General features: G+C 52.3%; 13 protein-coding genes. 2 read left to right on the top strand and 11 right to left on the bottom strand.

The features are described from left to right. Positions 1–810: 810 nt before the first annotated feature. From FYZ48_RS25445 to FYZ48_RS25395, 11 genes are all read right to left on the bottom strand, one after another. Positions 811–2,079 (bottom strand): cytochrome P450, encoded by a 1,269-nt coding sequence (locus FYZ48_RS25445; protein WP_187782218.1) that lies wholly within the window; start codon positions 2,077–2,079, stop codon positions 811–813. A 10-nt stretch (positions 2,080–2,089) separates the two neighbouring features. Beyond that, a complete protein-coding gene (locus FYZ48_RS25440; RefSeq protein ID WP_149345342.1) occupies positions 2,090–3,676 on the bottom strand; it encodes a hypothetical protein in 1,587 nt (528 codons plus the stop codon). Between the two features lie 223 nt (positions 3,677–3,899). Continuing rightward, positions 3,900–4,742, bottom strand: coding sequence for a phytanoyl-CoA dioxygenase family protein (locus FYZ48_RS25435; RefSeq protein WP_187782217.1), 843 nt, complete (start codon positions 4,740–4,742; stop codon positions 3,900–3,902). Beyond that, positions 4,739–7,399, bottom strand: a complete 2,661-nt coding sequence (locus FYZ48_RS25430; RefSeq protein WP_187782216.1) for a class III lanthionine synthetase LanKC N-terminal domain-containing protein — start codon at positions 7,397–7,399, stop codon at positions 4,739–4,741. The genes FYZ48_RS25435 and FYZ48_RS25430 overlap by 4 nt, the downstream gene beginning before the upstream one ends. Positions 7,400–7,404: 5 nt before the next feature. Further along, on the bottom strand, positions 7,405–7,620 hold the full coding sequence (locus FYZ48_RS25425) for a hypothetical protein (RefSeq protein ID WP_149345339.1): 216 nt from the start codon (positions 7,618–7,620) through the stop codon (positions 7,405–7,407). Positions 7,621–8,244: 624 nt separating this feature from the next. Continuing rightward, on the bottom strand, positions 8,245–12,117 hold the full coding sequence (locus FYZ48_RS25420) for a WD40 repeat domain-containing protein (protein ID WP_187782215.1): 3,873 nt from the start codon (positions 12,115–12,117) through the stop codon (positions 8,245–8,247). Positions 12,118–12,134: 17 nt separating this feature from the next. Then, complete coding sequence (locus tag FYZ48_RS25415; protein WP_149345337.1) at positions 12,135–16,193, bottom strand: protein kinase domain-containing protein; 4,059 nt, start codon at positions 16,191–16,193, stop codon at positions 12,135–12,137. Beyond that, a complete protein-coding gene (locus tag FYZ48_RS25410; protein WP_149345336.1) occupies positions 16,186–17,064 on the bottom strand; it encodes an RNA polymerase sigma factor in 879 nt (292 codons plus the stop codon). The genes FYZ48_RS25415 and FYZ48_RS25410 overlap by 8 nt, the downstream gene beginning before the upstream one ends. 47 nt (positions 17,065–17,111) lie before the next feature. Further along, positions 17,112–17,813, bottom strand: coding sequence for a PspA/IM30 family protein (locus FYZ48_RS25405; protein ID WP_149345335.1), 702 nt, complete (start codon positions 17,811–17,813; stop codon positions 17,112–17,114). Positions 17,814–18,183: 370 nt separating this feature from the next. Then, complete coding sequence (locus FYZ48_RS25400) at positions 18,184–18,408, bottom strand: hypothetical protein (protein ID WP_149345334.1); 225 nt, start codon at positions 18,406–18,408, stop codon at positions 18,184–18,186. A 29-nt stretch (positions 18,409–18,437) separates the two neighbouring features. Continuing rightward, a complete protein-coding gene (locus FYZ48_RS25395; protein ID WP_149345333.1) occupies positions 18,438–19,877 on the bottom strand; it encodes a sulfatase family protein in 1,440 nt (479 codons plus the stop codon). A gap of 359 nt (positions 19,878–20,236) precedes the next feature. Here FYZ48_RS25395 and FYZ48_RS25390 point away from each other — a divergent pair, with 359 nt between their 5' ends. Then, complete coding sequence (locus FYZ48_RS25390) at positions 20,237–22,324, top strand: DUF1592 domain-containing protein (protein ID WP_198422275.1); 2,088 nt, start codon at positions 20,237–20,239, stop codon at positions 22,322–22,324. Positions 22,325–22,346: 22 nt separating this feature from the next. After that, a complete protein-coding gene (locus FYZ48_RS25385) occupies positions 22,347–23,696 on the top strand; it encodes a DUF1552 domain-containing protein (protein WP_242022771.1) in 1,350 nt (449 codons plus the stop codon). Positions 23,697–23,748: the final 52 nt, after the last annotated feature.

The following is a 23,748-nucleotide window of genomic DNA, read 5'->3' as shown; positions in this document are numbered from 1 at the left end:
CGTGAGCATGAACGACGAACGCAACAGCACAGCGGATGCCTGTCTCAACCAATCAGTATCTAAAAGTGTCTGCCGTTCCTATTCCGCTATCCCAGCATCGTCATCGTTTTGCTTACGCACCGACCCGGTCAAAATGACGTAGTGCTCGATAAAGACTCGCATCTGACTGGCTGTCCAGCCCTGCTGCTGAATCAGAGTCAGGAATTCAATGAGTTGCTCCGCTTCACGACAGGCTTTTAGACGAGCCGAGTGGCGTAAACTCCGGTGTTTAATCGAAGATGAACAGCCCCTGTTGGTCGGCCTGTTGCAACGCCTTCCCCGATTTATCGACCATCTGCCAGGGAACCAGACCGATCACACCATATCGTCAGGCATCCACTGCCCGGGCCTGCAGTTGACGATTACTCTCTTAAACCGGGTTCGAAATACCATAAACCCAACCCAGACTCGCAAGCCATCCCGCTGTACGCGGTCAGTGACAAGCCTGCGATCGTTCTGAAACGCCGAGGCCGAAATAACCTACAGGACTCCCCGCCCGGCGAGTTCTCCCCGGCCATTCTCCGGACGAGAGATATTAATCCGATGGTCAATCGGAATTTCGTCGGCGCGTCTCCCCCTTGGGTCCGGACGTATTTCGCCTGGAACAAGTCCACGCGCCAATTCTGCAAATCGAGCTGACATTGGACGGAAACCGCTTCGTCACCTCGCAGGAGTATCGGGAAGTCGATCCTTCACCCGGAGAGAATGGCAATTAACCAGGAAACGTAGCGCCTGGACGAGTACCAGCCGGGTATATTGTAACGCACGCCTTCACTCTCTTCCCTCAGGTAAGAAATCTTCTGAATCGAATCGAACGGGGAGTTGATCTAAACCGCGCATCGTCAATCCGGGAAGCCATTGCGGTTGTGGTTGCTCCGGATTCAAACGCATCTCGGGAAATGTTCTGAGGAGTGATGAGATAGCAACTTCACTTTCGAGTCGCGCTAAACCTGCCCCCAGACAGTAATGAATGCCAAAGCCAAACGACATGTGAGCCGATGCATGCCTGCATTGAAATTGAAGCTGTTCTCCTGCCATAAAGTATTGAGGGTCGCGGTTTGCCGCATAGAAACAGAAAAGCACTTTTTCACCCGGCTCAATACTGACACCTTCAAGTTCGATCTTCCTGATCGCCACGCGCAGAGTACTGAACTCCAATGGGCACTCCCAGCGGAGCAGTTCCTCCACTACCGTTGCCAGCTCATATTGACCACTTTGAATCTCATCCCAGATCCCACGCTTCGTTAACAGTGTCAAGACACTGTTTCCAATCAGATTCATAGCCGTCTCGTATCCTGCAGATAACAGCAGGAAACTGCTGGAAATCAAATCTTTCTCCGAGAGATCACCATCAGCATGACGCGTTACCAGACGACTGAATAAGGTGTCAGAATTTGAATCACACTCCTTGACGGCAAGATCCAACAGGTAATTCTGAAAATTCGCAGCGATCTCATGTGCAACTGCGGTCCCCTCCAGATCAGCCTGATTCAACCTCTGTAACCATTGTCCAATCAGCTCTATGTCGCGTTCCGGCACCCCCAGGAACTGGCAGATGACATGCAATGAAAAAGGTGACGCAAACGCCTGTAGCAGGTTTGCCTCCCTCATTGAGGTCATATCTGCGATCAGTCGATCTGCGATTTCCTGAATTTGAGGGCGCATTTGCAGGACTCGACTGCGAGTGAATTCCGTAGCAAGCAGCGAGCGCAGGGAAGTGTGTTCGGGGGGATCGGTGGTATGCAGATGTTGATAAATGGGATGCAGTTCTGAAGCTGATGCTTCCGAACCATCAGCGGATTCTCCCACTACGCACTTTTTGAAATCCTTCGAAAGATCCGGAGAATTGATCAGATGCCGGGTCAGGTCGTAGTCCAGCACCAGCCAGGCCTCCAGACCACCGGGTAAGCTGATGGCTGCCAGCTTTTCTCCCGACTGCTGAAGTGATCTGTAAAACGGATACGGATCCGCCTTGAATTTCTGATCGTAGATGGGCAGAGGAATTCGATCGAACTTCTGTGTCGACTCAGAATGAAGCATTGGCATTTCCTCACTGGTCACTGCACAGCAGACTGAGTGCTACCAGACTGACCAGAAACTTGTCATTTCCCGGCTGCTGACAGCTCTGTTTAACTCGTTGAAAGTAAGCATCGACGGGGTCATCACGATCACTTTTATCAGAGATCCCCGTTAAAAAATCTACTGCCAGGACAGACTCCTCTTTCAGATCGCTGGCTTTCAGATCGGGACAGCGATCTCTGATCCACGCAGCAAAACCATTCAACAACTTCACAACATGACTGGAATCATAATTCAGAGGGCGCAGAGGATAGCAATTCGTAAATGAATGTGCCTTCCGGATCAGTTGAATGAATGGAATTCCATTCGAGAGCAGATAATTCGCTGATGCCTGCCCTTCAATAATCCCCGGAATGTCTGCCTGACTATAATAGAACTGAAAGATCTCTTGAGGTTGCGGCCCCAGGCCGACCCAGAGAAGATCATTTTTCTGCAAATGCGGAAGCGAGTTCTGCAGCGCATCTGAAATTCTTTCATATTGACCGGTGGCGGATGAGAAAGCTGGTAACACAAACAACCGTCCCCGCGATTCAACCCACTCTCGAAGTTCCCTGCGGATCTCTTCCAGATAAGGTGCTGACACATCTGTGACTGCCCCCTGTTCGCCGGTCGAAAGTTCCTGCTGGATCGCCTCGGACAAGCTGCTCAACTCGGGATCCTGCCGCTGCATGTCGATAGCCAGAGCATTAAGCAGCCGGTAGGTCTCTTCAAGATTTTCCTCTGGGGTAAAGGACGCCAGCGCCACTGGTTTCGAAGAACCTTTCATCAGCCGACAGGCAGCAGAAACACAATTGAGGGCGATAAAAGGGGTTTGTTCTCTGAAGTGCTGCAATCCATAGATCGGCCAGATAAACGGCGAATCTGGTTGCTGCAGTCTCTGCTGCAGAAAGTAAGCATTTCGCACTCTGTTGCGAAGTTGCGGATCGAAGTCCTGGACACTTTGATACCAGTCCCAGGTCTGCTCACTCACCTCAGACGGCGGAGGTTCAGGCGAATTCACAACCAGACTTGCGAATTCCGGTAATGCATCAACCAGGTAAAACCGACGTGCGTCATGACACTCGATACAGGAACTCTGGTAATAAACATCGTCCTTCTGGCCAGGTAAGTCATCCCAGCAATAAGGTTGAATTCGGCAGAAGTAGTCGACATTCAGTTCCGCGGCATAATTGACAGACATGTTATCCGCGCCGCCGGTAAATCCAAATTTCACCCGTTGCAGCAGTTCATCTCGACGGTGATAAGGCCAGAAGGTGACATGAACACAGGAACCAATTGAAAAAATACTGGCATGCATCCGATCTCGATCCAGACCTTGAAATAAAAGAGCCAGCTTCTCGGCAGTACAGCCCAGAAACGGATTATTGTAATCTGCATAAATAATCCGCACGTGGCCGCGATAGTCACACTGCGCGATGCAACGTTGAATCAACGTCATAGTTGAAACCTGATGCCCCAGATTCTTCGTCCCATCGACAAAGAAACGCAACTCTGCCTCCTGCTGAATCTGTTCTGAAATCGTCTGCAGTTCTGGTTCACAGGGATGGTCCGGTGACACAGTTCCTCTCCACGAACGAACCAGAGCAGAAAACCGGCCGGACAATGTTTCAAATGAACAATCAGTCACATTCATGCTGGATGTCCTGTTCAAATCAGTCAGCATCGGGAATCATGAACGGTTTCCACCGGATAAAAGGAAAGCTGTTTCGCATAGCCGGCAAAATACATATTTGATAATTCCAAACTGGTAAAAACACACTGTCAGAAAACGCTACGTCCCCTCAAACGATTCTGGGGAAGGCGGCATGTCGGAATAAGGTGCCGGGTTCCTCTCCGGCGAGCATCTGAAATGGATCGAGATCATGCCTGTCGTCAGTCTGGCGATCCCCGTTGGCTAAACCAGAATCAGGTCGTGCAGCCACATACGATTCATCGCCGATGACCCTGAGAGAAATCGAACGTCGCCGCGTTCCCCGCTTCGTTCCTGCTCCACCGTGCAATACGGCCGGATGAAATATCAGCACATCGCTCGGCTCGATCCCCCAGGAAACGATATCCCACCTCGTTCGCTCCGACTCGATATCTGGTAATGCGGGCCAGACACCTGCTTCATACATCTGCGCAGCGCGATCTTTCGCATCGAATGTGGTCGGGTTATATAGCGGACCCCGCTGAGAGCCCCGGACAAATTCCAGAGAATCTGCTTGCTGAACCGGATCCAGATTAATCCAGATCGTGGCAATCTGTTTCCCCTCCAGGGGCAGATAGGGTAAGTCCTGATGCCACGGCGTCGGTAAGCGGTCTCCTGCTTCCTTCAGCCAGATTTGCTCGTAAAGCAGCCAGAGATTCTGACTTCCCAGGATTTGAGCAACCTGCTGTGCCAGCCCCGAATCGATAATCAAAGAGCGATAGTGGGGAAACGCATCCGGATGGGCATGATCCTGATAAAACGAACCCGGCACTCCATTCAGAACTTCACTGGCAAAGGGCCCCGGATGCTCCAACGACCACTGGTAAGCTGACTCCGCGTATTCAAGTCCAGACCGGTCCAGCAGGCCGCGACAGCACACCACACCGTCTGCAGCAAAGCGAGTGGCATAGCTCAACTCCTCGGTTCGGATCATGGCAGTATCCCCTGTTCTACAATGGAATCGAAGTCTCTGTTTTCTGCTGACGCCGAGCAGACTTTGAGCCAGCTGCCAGACAACAGTGGTGAAGTGATCTGGGCTGAGTACTTCGCCAGCGCACTGGCAGGACCGGAAAAGCCAACCCATAAATCAGGTGTGGTAACTTCCGGGTCATCCGAAACCCACGCACAGGTCGCTCCGTTATCATCACATAAAATCTGCAACGCTTTTGAAACCCGGTGAGCCCGCTGCTCCGCCAGATCCTGGAAACGCGGTAGTTCCCTGAGCATCATCCACAACTCCAGTTGACCTGCCAGGCCGTGACAGTAAGTCGGGGTCCCCACTGCAGGACTGTCTGTCAGACGCTCCACGGCCCAGTCAATTTCCGGCCGAAGGGCTTCGTGATCACCGACACTCTGCAAGATGCACCAGAGGTATCCCGCGACGCCATGGCACCAGGCCCCTGTCGCATACTGTCCGCCTTGATCAACTATCGTCTTTAAAGCATCTCCCCGCTCATTCTTCCCAAAGCTGGCAAGTCGGCGAAAGGTGTCGATAGCCTGCTCCGTCAGTCTGTCATCATCGGTTTGACGACCGAGTGCTCCGAATGCCAGAGCGATGCCCGCTGATCCATGTGCACAGCCCAGATAGTCGGGTTCTCTCTCCCTGTTGATGGACCAGAAGGGCATCTGTTTTCTCAGATGTCGGCATTCATTGAGCCGTTTGAGTGTCGGCTGTATCAAGTCAATCGGAGAGGCATCTTCTAGAATCTCTGCCATCAGGCATGCAGACCAGATGACGCCGGCACAGCCAGAAAATAAATCCAGTTCGCGATGATCCAACGCAGCATATTCCAACCGATTCATACCAGCTTGAATAGATTTCGCCGATTGATAACGTTTGCCAATCGTGCACAGTGCAAGTGCCACTCCAGCATTCCCGGTAAACAATCCTGCAGCTTGCCCGCGGGGAGATCGACTGGCGAGCCACTCAGCCCCGGCTCGTAATCGGTAGCTGAATTCATCCGTCTGACAGGCCTGATCGATGGAAACCAGACCAAGGAGAATGCCGGCAGCACCAAGATTAATGGCCTCGCAGTCAAAGTGCCGCATATTGTGTGAGTTTCGCCACCAGGACTGGTTCCCCTCAGATTTCAAATACTGATCGATCTGCCGACCCGCTTTTCTTGCTGCATGATCGGCCCATTGTTGTAAGGCGACCGTATCCTGCTTTTCGACCGGCAGACTGGAACTGGAATCGGCTAGATGATCGTCCGCAAACTCCCGCAGCATTCTGCAGACGTCATCCATTCCGGGACGCATTTCCGGGTCGGGATTTGTCAAAGCTTCAATCACTGCTGCTGCAGAACACTCACCTTCATTTTTCAGCAGATCAGCCAGCTGCTGTCCATTCCCCGGTAACAGGCCTGGAGGAATTCCCAGAACAGCCTCGAAGACACAACCCGCGAGAGCATAAATATCACGAGAGAAATCAGCGGCGATCTCTCCATCAATTTCCGGAGCAATGTGACCGCGCGTCCCTCCTCGACTGCCTGTTTCCCCCTGCTCTACAGTAAGTTCAAAATCGATTAATCGCACGACACCATCACTCAGAAGTGCATTTCCCGGCTTGATGTCTCCATGAACGAGACTGGCCTGATGAATCTGGTTCAATGCCTCCGCCAGCAGAGGCAGGCTCTGGATGCGTTCTTCCCGCGACAGTTGATTCAACTCAGTTCCGCGTATGTCTTCTGTAATTAATACGGGCCACCTGTCAGCTGAAAACGCGATCGCTCGCGGCGAGACCCCACCAGACTCCAGCCGCTTTAAAAACTGATATTCCCGTCTTAAATGTGTCGAAATATCGTCACCACTGAGATTCCCTCCCACTCCCGGTCTGCCAACCTTGATCACAACACTGTCGAATGACTGCAAGTCGATTCCCAGATATACGGTAGCACGAGCCGTTTCGGAAATCTGATGCAACGCCGAATAGCGCTGATCGTCGACAGTAAAGGTCTTACCTGGACTAACAGGACATGCCTCTGCAGGAACTCCCGCATAAGGAGGATCAGGAGGCAGCATGTCTGGCGAACGATCCCGACTATCAGCATAAAGTGTCCCGTCAGAACTGCTCAAGGCAAACTGGTGAATCCCCCGTGAATCGGTCAGTACGGGAGATTTCCCAAAGATTCCATAACGGAACGAAACCGCTGCTCCCGACCGCCTTCGCAGATCGGTCACCACTTCAGGACCGTAACTGGAAGGCCAGACTTCTTCCAACAGTGGTATCAACTGTTGCGCCTGTTGAAGATCAGTCGGATAGATCGTCACAATCTTTCCCAATACCGAGATCCCGCCATCACCTGAATTCAGGAAGACGATGTCTTCGAGATGCCGAGGAAACTTGAACGCGGCCTGAGACTCAATCAAAAGGGGAGTCACCGCTTTGAGCATCCGCAGACTTTCAGGAGCGCTCGTTGAAATGTGGATCTTCCATCCCTGGACAGGCAGCAACGCCCCCCTGGGACGGAAAAACCGCCATCGGAGGGGGGCATCGCTCCAGTCAACCACATCCCAGAACGGATTCAGGCTATCTGTCATAGCCGCGATGGTCGCCTGATAGTCCTCAATCATTCTGGTCTGGCTGGTCATCGACATTACCCGTGTCGTGTTGCCTGGCATGTATGCCAGGGGCACATATGAATGTCTGAAACCAGGTGATCTTTATCGGCATGAGTGCCGGTTGCATCCAGATCACTGATTGCACACATCGATTCCAGTTGAACCTCAAGGTCGGATGAATTCAGCTCACCCGAATTGAACTGCAGGCGCAGTCCATCAATTTTGTCACGCATTAATGTAGTACTAGTCATCATAGTTCCTTTTTACTGATAGTTGTTTGCATGTGATATAACCAATACACCACTGGATAGTACCCGCTGATTCCCTCGCAGAATCAGCAGTAAGCTCGTACGAAATGCTGAACTCATCCTCCTTTCTGGATCAATGCGGCTGGCGACTGACAGTTAAGGCGTTGTTCTGGCGACCTCATGCCTGCTGTGAAGCGTTGCCTTTCATTCACTTAATCAAGATCCAGACGAAGATCCCGACGCAGTCTGAAAAAAAACGCAGAAAAAGACACAGAAATTGATCTCAATGAATGAGCCTGGCTGCCTGCGACAGCTGAGGAAACCGATTCTGCCTGCTGAGAATTAAATCGAACTCAACCAGATGACTCATTCTCGCTGACAGGATTCCGATAATTACAATTTCAAGCTGCACTCATACTACATGGCGCTATTTTGACTGCGTCTGTGCAGAGAATTTGGGAAGATCCGAAATAAATCAGCAGACAGTGATAGAGTGAGAGGCAGAAATGCTGTTTTTGCAGAAAAAAGGCGTGCCACCTCAATTAAACCAGAGGTAGCACGCCATTGTGGTGCGATTATTGGCGGTGAGACCCCGCCATGCGAGGATTGGTTTCGCAGAAAGAGTCTTTACTCTTTTTGTAGCTCCGTGGCAGATTTTTCGTTCTGGAGATTACTGCCGGATAAAATATCGGACAGAAACAACACCTGCTCCCCCGACCCGACAAACCATCCTTTGATGCCATCACCATATGAGGACGACAATATCACATCCTCTTTCGGAGAGAGTGCCAGCGCCGTAATAAAGGTCTGCGGATGGTATGCATAGGTCCGCACCTTTGCGCCGTCAAGATCCCACAGGTGAATCGCTTTCTTTGCCCCTCCCTCTCCAGTCAGGAACTGATTCCCGTCCGGTAAAAACTGTAACGCCCCCCCTTCTACCGTACAACGCAACTCCCCCTCCCTTGAAAACAGCGAAGCACGATGATTACAGGAAGCCAGGATCCACTTTCCATCCGAAGAAAAATCGAGGTCCTGAATCCCAAAAGTGGGAGGCACATGACGATCCAGTTCCATTGTCTGCTGCACTTGAAACTCGCCTGCAGATTCCGCTCGCGTCCAGACCTTGACTGCGGGCTTCACTTTCTTACCAAACGACTCTCCGCCACACCCACCGGAGAGCAGGATCTTGCCGTCTAGCGAGAATTTCAGTTTGGTAACGCTGGCGACATGGTCTTTGAGAACCTGAACCGGCTGACTGGATTCCGTTTCCAGATTCCAGATCAGGATGTTTCCATTCTTCAAGCCACTCACAAAATATCGCCCCGACGGATCAAAAACGCCTGACTCGACGAAATCGGTCTCTCCTTCCAGAATCCGAACGACTTCCCCAGATGCCGTGTCCCAGATGGATACGGGCGTCGGTTCACCCAGCTCCTGCATGAGCTCCCCGGGCATGGTGGTCGCGGTGGTCGCCAGATACTTCAGGTCGGAACTGAAACCAAGGGCCCTGGTCCCGATCGGACCCGGCGAACGATACAGCCTTCCTGTAACCGTTTTCGGATCGGAAAAATCCCAGATCAGCGCCCCGGTGCGTCCGTTGCAGACCCCCATCCGACCGGTTTCCGCATGCAACTGAATCGTGTGGGGTTGCTGATGGGGATACAGGTCCGGGCCGGTCAACACCTGTCGCACCTGGGGAACCAGTTGACCGTCAAAAAGCTTAACGACTCCCTCCTTGTCGACCGTCACCATCCGATCCTGTTCCGTTGAGGTCAAAAGATACCGCACATCATCGGGATGCTGCTGGAGACTGGTCAGCTCCCGGCCACTCTCCCAGTCCCAGACCAGTAGTTCATTGCCTGCCATCGCAATCAGCTGCGCACGATCCTTGCCGAACGCTTTCGGAACCCAGAGAGGCTTGTTACGACCGGCGTATTCTCGGACGATCTTTCCTTCCTTGAGACTCAGCAACCCGATCGTGTGAGTTTCGACCGTTTCCGGAACGGAATCCGGACTCCGCTTTGCCAGGCTCCATTTCGTTCCGGAAACCAGCAGTTCCAATCCGTTTTCGGTAAATCCGATCGAATTGATGTTAGGCAAGTATGGTTGCCCCGTATAAATCAGCTTTTTCTGCTGCAAATCCCAGACATACAGAACATCCACCACATGCGGCAGTGCTCCGGGCGACCAGAACCCCGGATTGAATTTCTTATAGATGCCCCCTCGCACAAAGGCCAACTTACTATCATCCGCGGTAAAATGAACTTCCCTGACAAGCTGTAGAAAATCCCGCCAGTCGTATTTATCAACCATCGTTTCTTTAGCTCGAATATTGATTTCAGCAATCCTGCTCTGCGTAGCGACTTCCCAGAGTTCCACCTGATCTGCCAGTGCCACTGCGATGTACTTGCCGGTATTCGAAACACGATGTGCTTTCACGGGCTTGTCGGCGGGCAGCTTCAGACTGGCAACTTCGGTAAATGATACGGTTTCAAAGATTTTGATTTCAGGCTGCTGATAACAGCTGATAAATTTCACATTATCTGAAATACTCTTCGCGAGTGTTGCCTCCGGGGCGACGTCGGGAAACAGGGTATATTCCTTCAACTTCTGACGAGTTTCCAGATCCCAGGTCTGAACCCGACCGCCGTCCAGCGAAATCATCAACTGTGATCGATCGCTGAGATAACCAATCCCGCGGAGCTTTTCCATGTCCACAGTCAGCAGATCGTTGTCCTGTTTGGGAGATTGACTGCGTTTCAGTTCCATTACATTCAGGGAGACTTCCTGCAGCGCCTCCAGCTTCATACGCTTTCCCAAAGCCGCAAACTGCTTTTGGGCGATCTCCTCGTGCCCCTGAATCCAGTTCATTCCAGCCAGCAATGTTTCGTAATGGTCCTTCTGTCCTACACTCAAATGGGATGCATATCCTTTGACCATCCTCTGCATCTGCGGTAGTACATCATCAAATCCATAGACTTCACGACTGCGGGCTCCACCAGGCCCCCGCATAAATTCATGACCGGCAATTATGGCCTGCAACGCATCCTGAAAACCGAAAGGCACCTGAGTATCGAAACGTTCGGAATTGAGGCATTCCATTCCAAACTGGAGCACTGGCTGATAACGTTTCCAGTTCTCGTAGATCGTGGGAGGAGGAATCAGCGAACCACGGTACAGCCGATACATGGGTCGATAATCGAACTGGGCTGCGACGGCACGATCAAACCAGTATCTCGGACTCGCCGGTGAGAGCCGCTCAAATTCGCCCTCATCATCAAGCAGGATGTTTGCGTACAACATCTGCGGATTCTGCCGGTACGACATGGGATAAAGTTTTAAAGGGGCCTCCGGAAGTTCGGGTGCCATCTGATAAGCCTGCAGATATAACCGGTACGATTTACGCAGATGCCCCATGAACACGGATTTCACTTTTGCCCAGTCGGTCTGAATGAATTTGGTATAGGGAGGCCAGTACTCCCTGAGCGTACTCCCGTTCGTGCCCAGTTGATTGTAAAACGATCCCAGGATCATGCTTTTGAGCCAGGGGTCAGCGTTTTCCTGACTTTCCAGTGCAAGCATGAACGGCCCCAGAATCGGTTGATGCGCAGGAGCCGTGATGATAGCCATCTCTTCCAGATAAATCCGTCTTTCGAGACCAGACAGCTGCTTGTCCTTGATGGCTTTGAGAAAGTGGCGCGACATAGCCTCCCGTTTATCGGTTCCCTTCCCCACAAGCACCAGAGACTTCAGAATCTGAAAACTCACGATTTCCGAGTAACGGTCAGGGGTATACAGTTTATTCAGTTGTTGAGTCAGCGCGGTCATCCCCCCATACATTTTCTGATCGGCATGTGCTTCAATGACCAGGCTGATAACCAGAGGATCCCGACACCCCAGTTCAATGACCGCTCTGCCCCGTTCTGCCAGTTGCCCATCAGACTGGTCTGGATAAAACTTCGGTGAGCGGTGCTTTCGAAACCGCGCAATCGAGACCCAACGGGCTGCCTCTTTCAGAAATTCCCGCGCCGGCTCATCCCACCGCGGATCTTTTTCCCCGTGCTCCTCATACTCTGTTAAAAACAGGTTCTGATACCAGTCCGCACGCTCCTGCTGAAACTGGTTCTCGGTATAGGTAACTTCGACCTCGTTCAGCGGCACGGGCTCGTAGTTCTTCTCCCAGGGAATCCCCGCCACCAGTTCCGGATCGTATTTCATTTCGGCAACCGTGGTGGGTGGAAACAGAAGTCGACCGCGATAATCGGTTCGCTCCTCCATCAACTGCCGCACGCGCTCCTCATCTTCGTCAATTTCTACGGGCGTTATCGGCTGAGATTTCATTCTGTCCAGCTTGCTCTCGAAGGAGGCGTCAGTGAAATACTCCGCTGCCGCAGAGAACAGGCCATACTCACGAATGACTCCCACGGACAGTAACAGCAAAAGTCCGCTGCCGATGATCCACCATTTGCGCGTTTTCTGTCTACCAGTTTTTTGTTTCATCATCATCACTCCCAGGTTCAGGGAAGCTTCCAGATATTGACGTTTCCATCCTGCATCGCGGCAATCAGATGCCTGGTATCATGACTCGCTAACAGCGACGTCGCAGGTGAAACACCATAACGATATTCTTTAACCACACTGAGCTCACGGGTATCCCACAACCGAACCGCACCACTTCGGTATGCGGCCGCCAACAGGTGTGAAGCGGGAACAAAGCAGAGATCCGTCACCAGGTCAGAATCAGCCTGCAGGACTCCCCGTTGACCCTGATCTTCCTCAGAGATCAGATGAATCAACCCTCTCCGATCGGCAATGGCGAACAACTGTTCTTTCTCAGAGACAGCACAGGCGATCCCCTCATAAGCTGTCTGCAGAACATCTTTCGGCGATGTCTGATCGTAATTCCAGAGTTCCAGCCCGTGATCCCCCGTGAGCATCAGCCAACCGGCCCGTTCCTTGAACTGACTCAAGTGCAGTACGGGCACTTTGAGCTGGAGCGACGATTTGACCTGGTTCAGTTCCGGAACCCAGCTCTTGATCTGCCCGCTCAGACTGCCCGCGAGAATCTGTTTACCGTTCGGATCCCAGGCGACGGATGAAACCGGACCTTCGAAGCCTTCCAGTTTCTTCAAGTCGGTTGTTTTTTTGAGGAATCGCTGTATCCGATTGGTGTAGTCCATTTTTCGTACCCCCACATAATTGGTTCTGGCACCTTCCTGTCCCGTTCCGTATGCGAGGTACTCTCCATTCGGAGAAAATGCCAGACTCGAAATCTGATTTGGAGAATCCAGTTCAAAACTCGCTGGCGGGTGATTCATGTTCCACACATAGATCATTCCATTTCCGCCACCCGCCAGCCAGATTCCATCGGGTGCAAGATCCAGCGCATGAATCGGTGTCCTGGCGTGAAACTGATACACTAAATCATCAGGAAGAGGGACCTCGGGCAGCAGGCAAAAATGCAGCGTCTTATTATCAGTCGCCACCACGCCCAAGGTCCCATTTTCTGACAGCAGGAGTTTTGCTCGCTTGCTGGATGTAATCTGTAAATCCTGCGTCTCAACCAGATTCCCTGTCGTGGTCTCCCAGAGTTTCAGACTCCGGTTGACCAGCGTTGCCGCACGGTTAACTTCGGGTGCAAATGCTGCTGCCTGGCTCCCGGGAGCGAAAGTACGCAGTTTTTCCGCAGTCAGTGCATTCCACACATCTATGCGACCAGCCGCAAAGGCGAGCGCGATTCGTGCATCTGTCGAAATCGCCAGCGTGGCAGGTGTTGCTTCGGTAGGAAACACCTTTTCCGGTCGCGACTCCAACGAGTTCCACAGCACCAGTGGGTCACCGATGGGTATCTGATTTCCAATCAGAAGTCGACTCAGATTTCCATTAGCAGCCAGCTTCTGCGCACTGTTTCGACCGACTTCGAAACGCCGGATCTCCGTTCCGGAGCGGATGTCCCAGAAACGGACGGTTCGATCATCCCCCAGCGAAACCAGCGTCGATTCGTCTCCTGAAAATGCCATATTGAGGACCGGCTGCACGTGTCCTTCCAGTCGGCGGTATTCTTCCTTTCCACTTTTGTTCGTTTCAAACACGCGTATCGAGTGATCGCCGGCAGCAACAGCTGTAAGAGTTGCCTGCGGGGAAAGGGTCACCACCGTGATCCCGGCGGGTACACCTTCAAATCTGTCCTGTGTAACATTCTGCAGACCTTTACGATAATAATATTTCAGCAATATATTTTTCTCGAGTGCAGCGACTATCGTGTAAGCGGATTGATCGACGTACCGGGAAACAGCAATATCCATCGCACGCACCCTGGCTTGCAGTGGGATAATAATCTCCGGGCCGGAACCGACTGGCCAGCGCTGAAACCGGGAGCCGGTCTGCGAAGCCAGGGAAACCTTGCCAGCAGACTCCGACCGCCCGGAGACGGGAATGCTGACAGCAGCATTTCTCACGAGATAGATCAGCAGCAGGCAACCTGCCACCAGCGTCAGCAGTACTGCAACTCTCCGTCTGCGGAGAGGACGGCTCCCGCCCCTGCGGGTATCCGCACTGTTCAACCGCGCCAGTAACACATCGCGTTCCGTTCGGACCTGTGCCAGTCGTGCATTCACCTGATGCAACTGCCGTTGTATCGTTTCTGCCTGTTCCTCCTGCTCCGCGCAGGCAGTACGCAGTTCTTCCAGCAGGAAATCTTCTCCGCTTTCTGTGTCGGCACTAATCTGTGATTTTGCGTTAATGTCCCGATGCAATTGCTTGAGCAGTAGCTGAGCATCCCGGTTCAGAGACGACAGGTGATCGCGATGCCGCTCCAGCTTCAATATCGCCCGGTCGATCTGCATCTGGGTATTCTGCAACTGCTCCGCCCAGTGCGGAGACTTCGCCTCAAACCAGTCGAAGAAACGTTGCACAAGCCGTTCGCCAAGATGCGTTGGTCCGCGATTCAGCACTTCCAGTTCATCGTCAAAATCACTGAAGTCGGGCGCGGAAATAATTGCCGTTGCTGCGGTAGCAGGCGAAGTTCTGGCGACGGGTCTGAAAAAATAATCGGCATCGTTCTGGACGATCTGATCGGCGTGCGAAGGGAGCAGCTCTCCCTGCTGGAAGGCCCTGATGTCATCCAGTATGGCCCGGGCATCCGCATAGCGATGGGCCGGATCCTTAGCCATCATTTTTGAAACAATCGCCGTGACAGCAGCAGGCACCGGCCCCGCCACTTCGGACAGCGGCACGGGCCTCTCATACACATGCTGAAAGATCATCCCTGTCGGACTGTCTGCTGTGAAAGGCAGCTTCCCGCTGAGACACTCATAAAGCACGACTCCCAGCGAATATAGATCACTACGGGCATCCACACCCCGGCTACTGCCCTGCTCGGGAGAAATGTAATCCATTGTTCCCAGGACGGTTCCGGAAAGCGTCGGCCCGCTGTCATCATTCAGTGATTTGACGAGACCAAAATCCACCAGCAGGTAACGGTCCGTTTCCCGCTCCCGGAGAATGTTTCCCGGCTTGACGTCGCGATGAACCAGTCCCGCCCGGTGCGCGGCTTCCAGTCCCTGCAGAATCTGTTCGATGACATTCAACGCCGCCGCGACAGACAGACATCCGCACGAAAGCTGTTCTGCCAGAGATTCCCCCTCGACGTATTCCATCGCAAAATAATGTTGCCCCAGATCTTCGCCAATGAAAAAGATCTGAACGATATGGGGATGAACGATTTTCGCCACGCTGGCGGCTTCGGAATAGAATCGCTGCACGAACGAATCATGCCGTCCCAGTTCCGGCGGCAGCACCTTGACGGCCACGGTGCGTTTCAGAGACTGATCGTAACCCTCGTAGACATCACCCATTCCCCCACTACCGAGCCGTCTGACAATTTGAAAATGACCAATCTGGTCAAATGGCAGTCGAGCGTGCAATTCAGGTGAATCCGCCACGGTGGTTTTCGGCTCATTGCCCGGGCCGCTCGCATCAGCCAGGCGTTGCGTATCCGTTTGCAGAGCCTTTTGAATATTTCTCAGCAGAAACAGCAGATCATCAATCTCCTCACAACGCTGATCGGCATCGAAACCCAGCGCGAGATCGATCAACGGGTGGAGTTCAGACGGAATCCGTTGCAGAACCCGGGGGCTTTGCAGATAATCCGCAACTCTGCAATCCCCAGCGATTCGACAGGCGAGTTCTCCCAGTGCAAAACTATCAATCAGCCGGACGGGGAACTCCACCCCCGCCTGGTCCACACACTGTTGCGCCTCTTCAATATCCAGAGGTAATACCTGTAACTCAGCATGCTCTGCGACAGCATACCAGGTGGCATCAGCGGGGAACTTCACTCGCTCGGACGTTTCCTCTTTCGCGGGGGTTACCCGCCATTCACTCCTCGCTTCAACCTGTATGATCCGGGAAGCATCGATCGATCCACACAAGCGGCCTGCCAGGTGACAGTCGCGGATCATGGTAGCTGCCGCCAGCAGAACTTCCACAATCTCACTCAGATCCGACAGACGGGAAGCCGTTCGTCCGGCTGCCTTGTAAGGCTCATCATGGTCCCGTTCGCGGTGGTCAGTCATGCTGTTCTGTCTTTCGATCGATGAATGAAGTCAGCTGCTGTAAGAGATCGGCTTTCGACTCGCGCTCGCGGCAGCGGAGTTCTTCCGACTCTGTGGGAAGCTGTCGGAACACAGACTCCAGGTCGCCGTGCGTTTTCAAATACTCCCCCAGGGTCTGCCACTCCCATGCGACTTCCTGAGCGAAGTCATCCTCATTCCCATACCTGCGAACATGCTCTTCAATGCCGCCGCGCAAACGGTCGGTAAACTGCCCCCGCGTCCGTTTATAGTGGTTTTCGACATCCGTCACCTTCAGGTTCAGGCAGTCCGCGATTTCCGGGTTAGACAATCCTTCCCGAACTCGACCGTAAAATACGCGGAATGCATTCACCCGCCCTCGCTTGAGATAATCCTGCTGTAACTGCAGTAACGTTGATTGCAACAGTGATTCCGCCCAGGCTTCATAAAAACGATCTTCCGCAGGATCTCGTTGACGCCTGGCAATCTCAGCAGTCAGCACAGGCTTGAGTTCGTGCATGATTTTCTCACGCCCCGACTGCAGCCTCGCCCGATTGGAAATCAGGTTCCTGACAACCACACACAACATGGTGCTCAGCCGGGAACGCCGGTCTTCCAGCCAGCGTGAGAGCAGATCGGCTGTGAAGAGTGTTTTGAAAGTCTCAGCAGTAATGTCCTCTGCATCCTGGATTTTCAGGTTCCCGGATCGAATCGCAAAGCGGACGACCGGCCCCCAGTAATCGTCAAGAAACGTATTCCATTCCGGCGCTTGACGATCGGTCGCGATACGTTGTATCAACGTCTGCCGGGTTTGGGGGAATCGATTCACGGACGCTGGGCCTTTTTCATCCTGTACGAGCGAAGCACTCTTCATTCTCAGTATTGCCGGATTCATTTGTCAAGTTTTCATCCTGAGAAGAATCAGTCCTTCTTCTGCTTCAGTGCATTCAACTCCTCTTCGATCTCCAGTGAATGAACCCCCTCAGCCAGAGAATCTTTGGCAAACGTATCCCGGGGATCCAGCATGGTCATATCAGCCATTGCGTTTAACTCATCCATTGCATCGGCTTCCGCTTCTGCTTCTTCGACTTTTTCTCGCAGCCGATCGAACTTGCGAAATGCATTCGCATTAAAGGCTTTGGTCTGCTGGCAACTCAATGAAGTGCGCGACTGTTTCCGGATTTCTGCAGATCGCTTGCGCAGCAGTAAAGCAGACAACTCCCGCTTCGCTTCAGCCAGTTTGGCTTTCATCGCCGACAATTGAACCTTCAGCGTTTCCCCCGCTTTTTTAACCGGCTCCAGTTGCTCTTTCAGGGCCTGACAAAGGTTTTCATGTTCCTTTTTACGGGCCAGCGCTTTGCGAGCCAGTTGATCGTCTCCGTTCTGGACCGCCTGCATTGCACGTTGCTGCCAGTTCTGAGCTTCCATTTCATTTTTGGTCAACTCCCGAATGAGTCGCTTCTCACCCGCCATCACACGTGCCGTATCCTGGGTAACGGTATCAATTGAATGTTCCATCTCCCGGATGGCCTGTTTCAACATGACTTCCGGATCTTCAAACTGATCGAGCATATCATGAATATTGGCCGCAATAATGTCGTTGATTCGTTCAAATATTCTCATGGGACATTCCTGATCTCTGTGTTCAGATTGCAGTAAAAAACAGACCTATGTTTCATCTATCTGAGTGATGTAATGAAACAGGACATTCGGTCAGAGAATATTTGTTTTTTGTTCTAAAAGTTCTAATCCAGGCCAGCTCCCGCCTCCCAAATATCAATTAATCTTCGACTTACAGAGATTTCCCCGGATAACCGCTGGCACCCTGATCCCCTGCTGGGAGTAGACCAGAGCAGAGTGTCAGTGCGGTTGATTCTTCACACGATCCCAGACAGTCGGGTGGGTGTTATCACACCTGCTGTAGAACTTCTTATGGGAGTGATGGGATTCAGAAGTGTATACTCATTCCGAAAATAGTCCGACTGTGTCCGATTCAGGGAATCTCCAATTCGAAATTCTCTCGGACCGGCTCTTCCCAAATATCGAATTCAATAGGATTTATCGAAATCATTTTCAACTTGATATCCAGCTCAAAAGTGACACCCGCCACCATAAAAAGAGCCACTTGTGATTCACCGCAAGTGGCTCTTTTTTTACGTGACATACGGTACAGAGCTTTTCCAGCGCTCAGCCTGGCTGAAATCAGAAAATTAGTCACAGATCAAGCTTCATAGCCGATAATCAGTGTCACCGATACTCTTCCCAGAGGTCAGAATTTTCATAACTGTCGCGAATACGCCATTCGCGGAGGATGGCGAGCAGCTCTTTCTTCTTTTCGGCATGTTCGGGCGCATCCCAGAGGTTGTCTACCTCCAGGGGATCGGCTTTGAGATCAAACAGCTGGCCCCAGGGTTCGTCCAGGAAATGAACCAGTTTCCAATCCTGCGTGCGCACCATGGTCATAAACTTGCTGGTTGTCAGAATGCCATCTTTGGCCTGTTCGGCGAATACGACGTCACGTAAACAGGATGAAGCTTCAGGGTCTGATTCCAGCAACGGCAAAAGACTGCGTGCTGCCATTGGTTCCGGGATGGGGATATCAGCAAGCTCCATCAATGTGGGCCCCAGATCCATCTGCTGAACCAGACCATCAATCGCCCGCGGTTCGCCAAAGCGACCTGGCGCCCAGATAATCATCGGCACACGCGTAATAACATCATACATGGTCCATTTCTGACTGTGTCCATGGTCCGTCAGGCAATCGCCATGATCGGAGCTGAAGATGACAATCGAGTTGTCGAGCAGCCCCTTCTCTTCCAGAGCAGTCATGATCTCTCCCACCTTTTCGTCAATCATCGTGACGTTCGCCAGATAATAGGCGCGCTGTCGGTGTCGCTGTTCTTCCGTGGGATCAAGGAGATGCACGACTGAGTCGTGATCAACCTCGTGATTATGAATTCGCATTGCCTTTAATGGGTCCGGCTGGTGCACCAGATCACTTTCCAGAACGGGTGCGATGTTGAGATCTTTTTTCAGATAAGACTCGGTATACCGGGGAATCGGATCATAGGGAGGATGCGGGCCAGGAAAACCAATTTCCAGAAACAGCGGTTCGCTGACGGGGTAATTGCGAATCCAGTCGACCGCCATATTCCCCACGAACATATCTGGATGCATATCCTCATCCAGCAGCCAGTCGAAGGCGCCCAGGCTTTCTCTGTAATCAGGTAGCTGGCGATAGAGTTCCCGTTGCTGTTTCACCAGACCGCGGGCGCGCAAGGCTTTGTCCCACTCATCGTAAAAGTAGCGACCTTCCAGGTAGCGATCTTTGTTCTCCACAACGTACCGTTGATCGAAGCCCAGGGGAGTCGTGTAAGGCCAGCTGTGCATCTTGCCGATATTGACCGTCTGGTAACCTCCCTCCTGCAGGTTTTCGATCCAGCCATGCTTCCAGGTATCTGCATTCTTCAGAATCCCCGTCGTATGTGGATAATGCCCTGTAAAGAGTGATGCTCTCGCAGGAGCACAGGAAGCGGCCGTGATGAAACAGTTGTTGAATACAATTCCCTCGCGATGCAGACGATCCAGGTGGGGCGTTTCCATAAAATCATAGCCGGCAGCATGAATCGTATCGAAGCGCTGCTGATCGGTAATGATGAATATGATGTTTGGTCGTTGATCTGTCATTGGAATGCCCTGCGCCTCGGCTCTGGTATGATATCTGTAAGAAGTTGAGATCTTTGATTGTATCAGAACGGTTTGGTTTATCTACCAGACAGGCACAAGTACCGCAGTGGGATAAGGCTAGGTTGAAACAGAAAATCAAGAGCCGTTTGTACCCAGCACTCTGAATTCATCCCCCCAGATGAATATTGCTCACTCCTACGAAATCTGGGGAGATCCACTCCGTAATAGACACAGTGGGGGGCGCTGAGTTAATATATAAACGAGAAGTTATACATAGAACGGTCTCAGTCTTATTCTCATTGGTGAATCCCGGATCAGAGGCGACCTTGATATCTCGATTTTCGTATAGCAGTGTTTTTGTGGCGATCTGGCTATCCCCCCTGTTTAGCCAGGGAGCTGAGCCTGCGCCTGATCCACAGACTGACACTTTCTCGACCATCATCCGCCCGGCCTTTCAGCAGTTCTGTGTGAAGTGTCACGGCAAGCATGGAATGGTTGAAGGCGAGGTCAATCTGCTCAGCCTGCAAAATTCCGATCAACTGGTAAGCACTCCCGAAACGTTGCAGGATTTAATTGAGGCAGTCGACTCCGGATACATGCCACCTGAAAGTGAACAGCCTCTTGCTGAAAAGACGCGCACGCAACTGGTAGCCAGTCTGAAAGCATACCTGAAGCAATCGATTGAATCAGCGGAGAACGTGCCAGGCACACCGATTCGACGAATGAACCGGTTTCAGTACAACAATGCCGTTCAGGATCTGTTCCAGCTGAAAGTGGAAGTCTTCTCACTCCCAGAGCGGATGATGCGGGAGTACGACAATTACTTTCAGCCACAAACCGGAAAAATGCCTCAGCAGGTGCGGGTCGGCAGTCGTCCGCTGGGCAAGTCGCAGTTGATCGAAAAACGACTGGGCGGAGTAGCCGCCTTTCCACAGGACCTGCGGGCCGAGAATGGGTTCGATAATCGAGCCGATCACCTCTCGCTTTCCCCACTACTGCTGGAATCATTTCTGAGACTGAGCCGTTCCATTGTCTTCAGTACCGACTTCAACTCCAAAACCTGTGGTATCTGGAAGCAGTTCTTCGCAGCTCCGGCAGAAGGCACGACCGAAGAAACACAGGCAATCGTAGAAGCCCGCTTAAGGAAATTTCTGACGCGCGCTTTTCGACGTCCCGCCAGTGACAAACTTGTAGAGCGCTATACCTCGTATGTTATAAGTCAGATACAACAACAAAAGTCTTTTACGGAAAGCATGCAGGAAGCGGCAGCAGCGGTACTGGCTTCGCCCCAGTTTTTCTATCTGTATGATCAGCCCGCCGACGGAGCCTCTCCGAATCAGACAGGCATTGATGATTTCAGCCTGGCTTCGCGTCTCTCGTTTTTCCTCTGGGGAAGTATTCCTGACCAGCCCCTGCTCGATCTGGCCACGGCTGGAAAACTTCATGAGCCTGACGTTTTAACGGAGCAGGTTGCCCGCATGCTGCATGACGAGCGTCTGAAACGATTTTGCGACAGTTTTCCTACCCAATGGCTGCAACTGGAACGCATTATCTCTTCCACTCCTGATCAACAGCGGTATCCACAGTTCTACTTTTCCAAGTACCGTGCCAGCATGCATATGATGCTGGAGCCATTGCTTTTGTTTGAAACCTTACTGATTGAAGATCAGTCCGTCCTCAAGTTAATCGATTCCGATTTCAGTTATCGTAGCGATTTATTGAATGCCTGGTACCGCGATGGGACGCGCGGAAATCCAGGTTCCCCGGTGACAGTACAATTTCGACGTGTGCCTGTCAAAGACCGGCGGCAGGGCGGAGTCATCACCAACGCAGCCGTCATGACGATGACATCAAATGCCACGCGAACTCAGCCGATCACACGCGGCGCCTGGATTGCGGGTGTCATACTGAATGATCCCCCCAAACCTCCGCCCGCTGATGTCCCCTTACTGGAAGACAAGCCAAAGTCCGGCGAAGAAAACCTGACATTGCGTGAGCGATTTGCTGCCCATAGAGAACATGCCAGCTGTGCGGGCTGTCACCAGCGGATCGATCCACTAGGGTTTGCCTTAGAAAATTATGATGCAGCCGGCCTCTGGCGTATAACATACCCCAAGGGGCGAATGGTCGACGCCAGTGGCAAGTTGCTGAGCAAACATGAATTCGCAAATATCATCGAGTTTAAAGATGCTTTGCTGACCGAAAAGGATCGATTTACCCGCGCGTTTGCAGCACATCTGCTTGCATTCGCCCTGGGACGCGAAATGGGAGCTGCTGATTCACTGGCTCTGGAAGAGATTGTAACGGAAACAGCAGCCGCAGATTACCGGTTCCAGTCCCTCATCAAACAAATCGTATTGAGTCGCCCGTTCTTACAGGGTACAGTCAGGCAGGGAAACCAGGCTGTGTCATTGAATCAGCAAACTCATCCTGAAACGATCCCGTAACATGTTAGCGTAGAATGGCAGAATGATGATGAAAACCAGTCGGCGATCATTTCTCCGCGGAGCAGCAGGTGCAACACTGGCATTGCCCTGGCTGGAAAGTCTCGCACACTCTGAAGTTCCTCCGCAACCGGCTCAACGTCTGGCAGTCTTCTATGTGCCCATTGGCGTGGTGCGTCGCGGTTTCTTTCCGGGCGAACAAAATGCGGCGATTCCCAAATTCACAAGCAGTCAGGAAGAGATTACCCGGGAAACCGGTCTGGAAGTCGGGATGCGTCCTCTGCAAGAACTGACGCCCACGCAGCAACCACTCGAAAAAGTAAAGCAGAAAGTCACGCTCATCACCGGCATGGATCGCTTCTACAAGCATGGAAGCGATGTGCACGCCCAATGTGCCTCCTGTTTTTTAAGTAGCGCCACTGCCCATGCAGTCAAGTCGTCGGTATACCCGCTGGCGCGTACGCTCGATCATATCATTGCGGACCACGTTGGAGAGAAGACTCCGTTCCGTACTCTGGAACTGAGTTGCAACAGCCATCGGGACAACAAAGAGTCGATCTATTTTGACAATATCTCCTGGTATGGCACGGGGCATGTCGCGCCTTCGATGCGTGATCCACGAAAAGTCTACCGCCACATGTTCGGCACACAGGAGAACCAGGCCTTTCGCGACATCACGGGACTGGTTCTCGAAGATGCACGTTCATTAAACAGACGGCTCGGCCGGGCAGACCGTGAGAAATTCGAGGAGTACTTCGATGGCATCAGGACGATCGAAGAACAGATGGACAAACTCGATCAGATCAAACATGAAATAGGCAAAGCTTCCGTCAAAGAACCAGATAACTCCCAGCTCCCCCGTGGCCAGTATATTCGCCTGATGGGAGACCTGATGGTCGCAGCCCTGCAGGTAGGTTTAACCAATGTGGCCACCCTGATGATTGGCCCCGAACGCTGGGATACCCCCATGCGCTACGAATCGCTGTTCGACAAACCGATGAGCCATCATCAGATGTCGCATAATCAGAATAAGTTTATGAAAGAACTGCTGCAGGTGGATCGATTCCATATGGAACAGTTTGTTTATCTCGTTGAGAAGATGGATGCCATTCGCGAGTCGGATGGGACGACATTACTGGATAATACCATCTTCACGTATGGCTCTGGTCTGGGCGATGGTGCCACCCATCAATATACCGACCTGCCCATCGTCGTCGCCGGTTCCGGTGGAGGACGCTTAAAGACGGGACAGCATCTGCACTGCTCAGATGGCACAGCCCTGGCCAACCTCTGGCTCACGCACGCACAAGTCATGGGCCTCAAGCTCGACCGCTTCGCCGACAGCACCGGCCCCGTCCAGCAATTACTGACCTGATCCAATTGCGGATCTCTGTTCAACTCTTGATATACCAGACTGGATTCTAAAC

Origin of the sequence: Gimesia chilikensis, assembly GCF_008329715.1 — a bacterium.
In the GTDB taxonomy this organism is placed as follows: Bacteria; Planctomycetota; Planctomycetia; order Planctomycetales; family Planctomycetaceae; genus Gimesia; species Gimesia chilikensis.
This window is presented reverse-complemented; position numbering and strand designations above follow the sequence as displayed.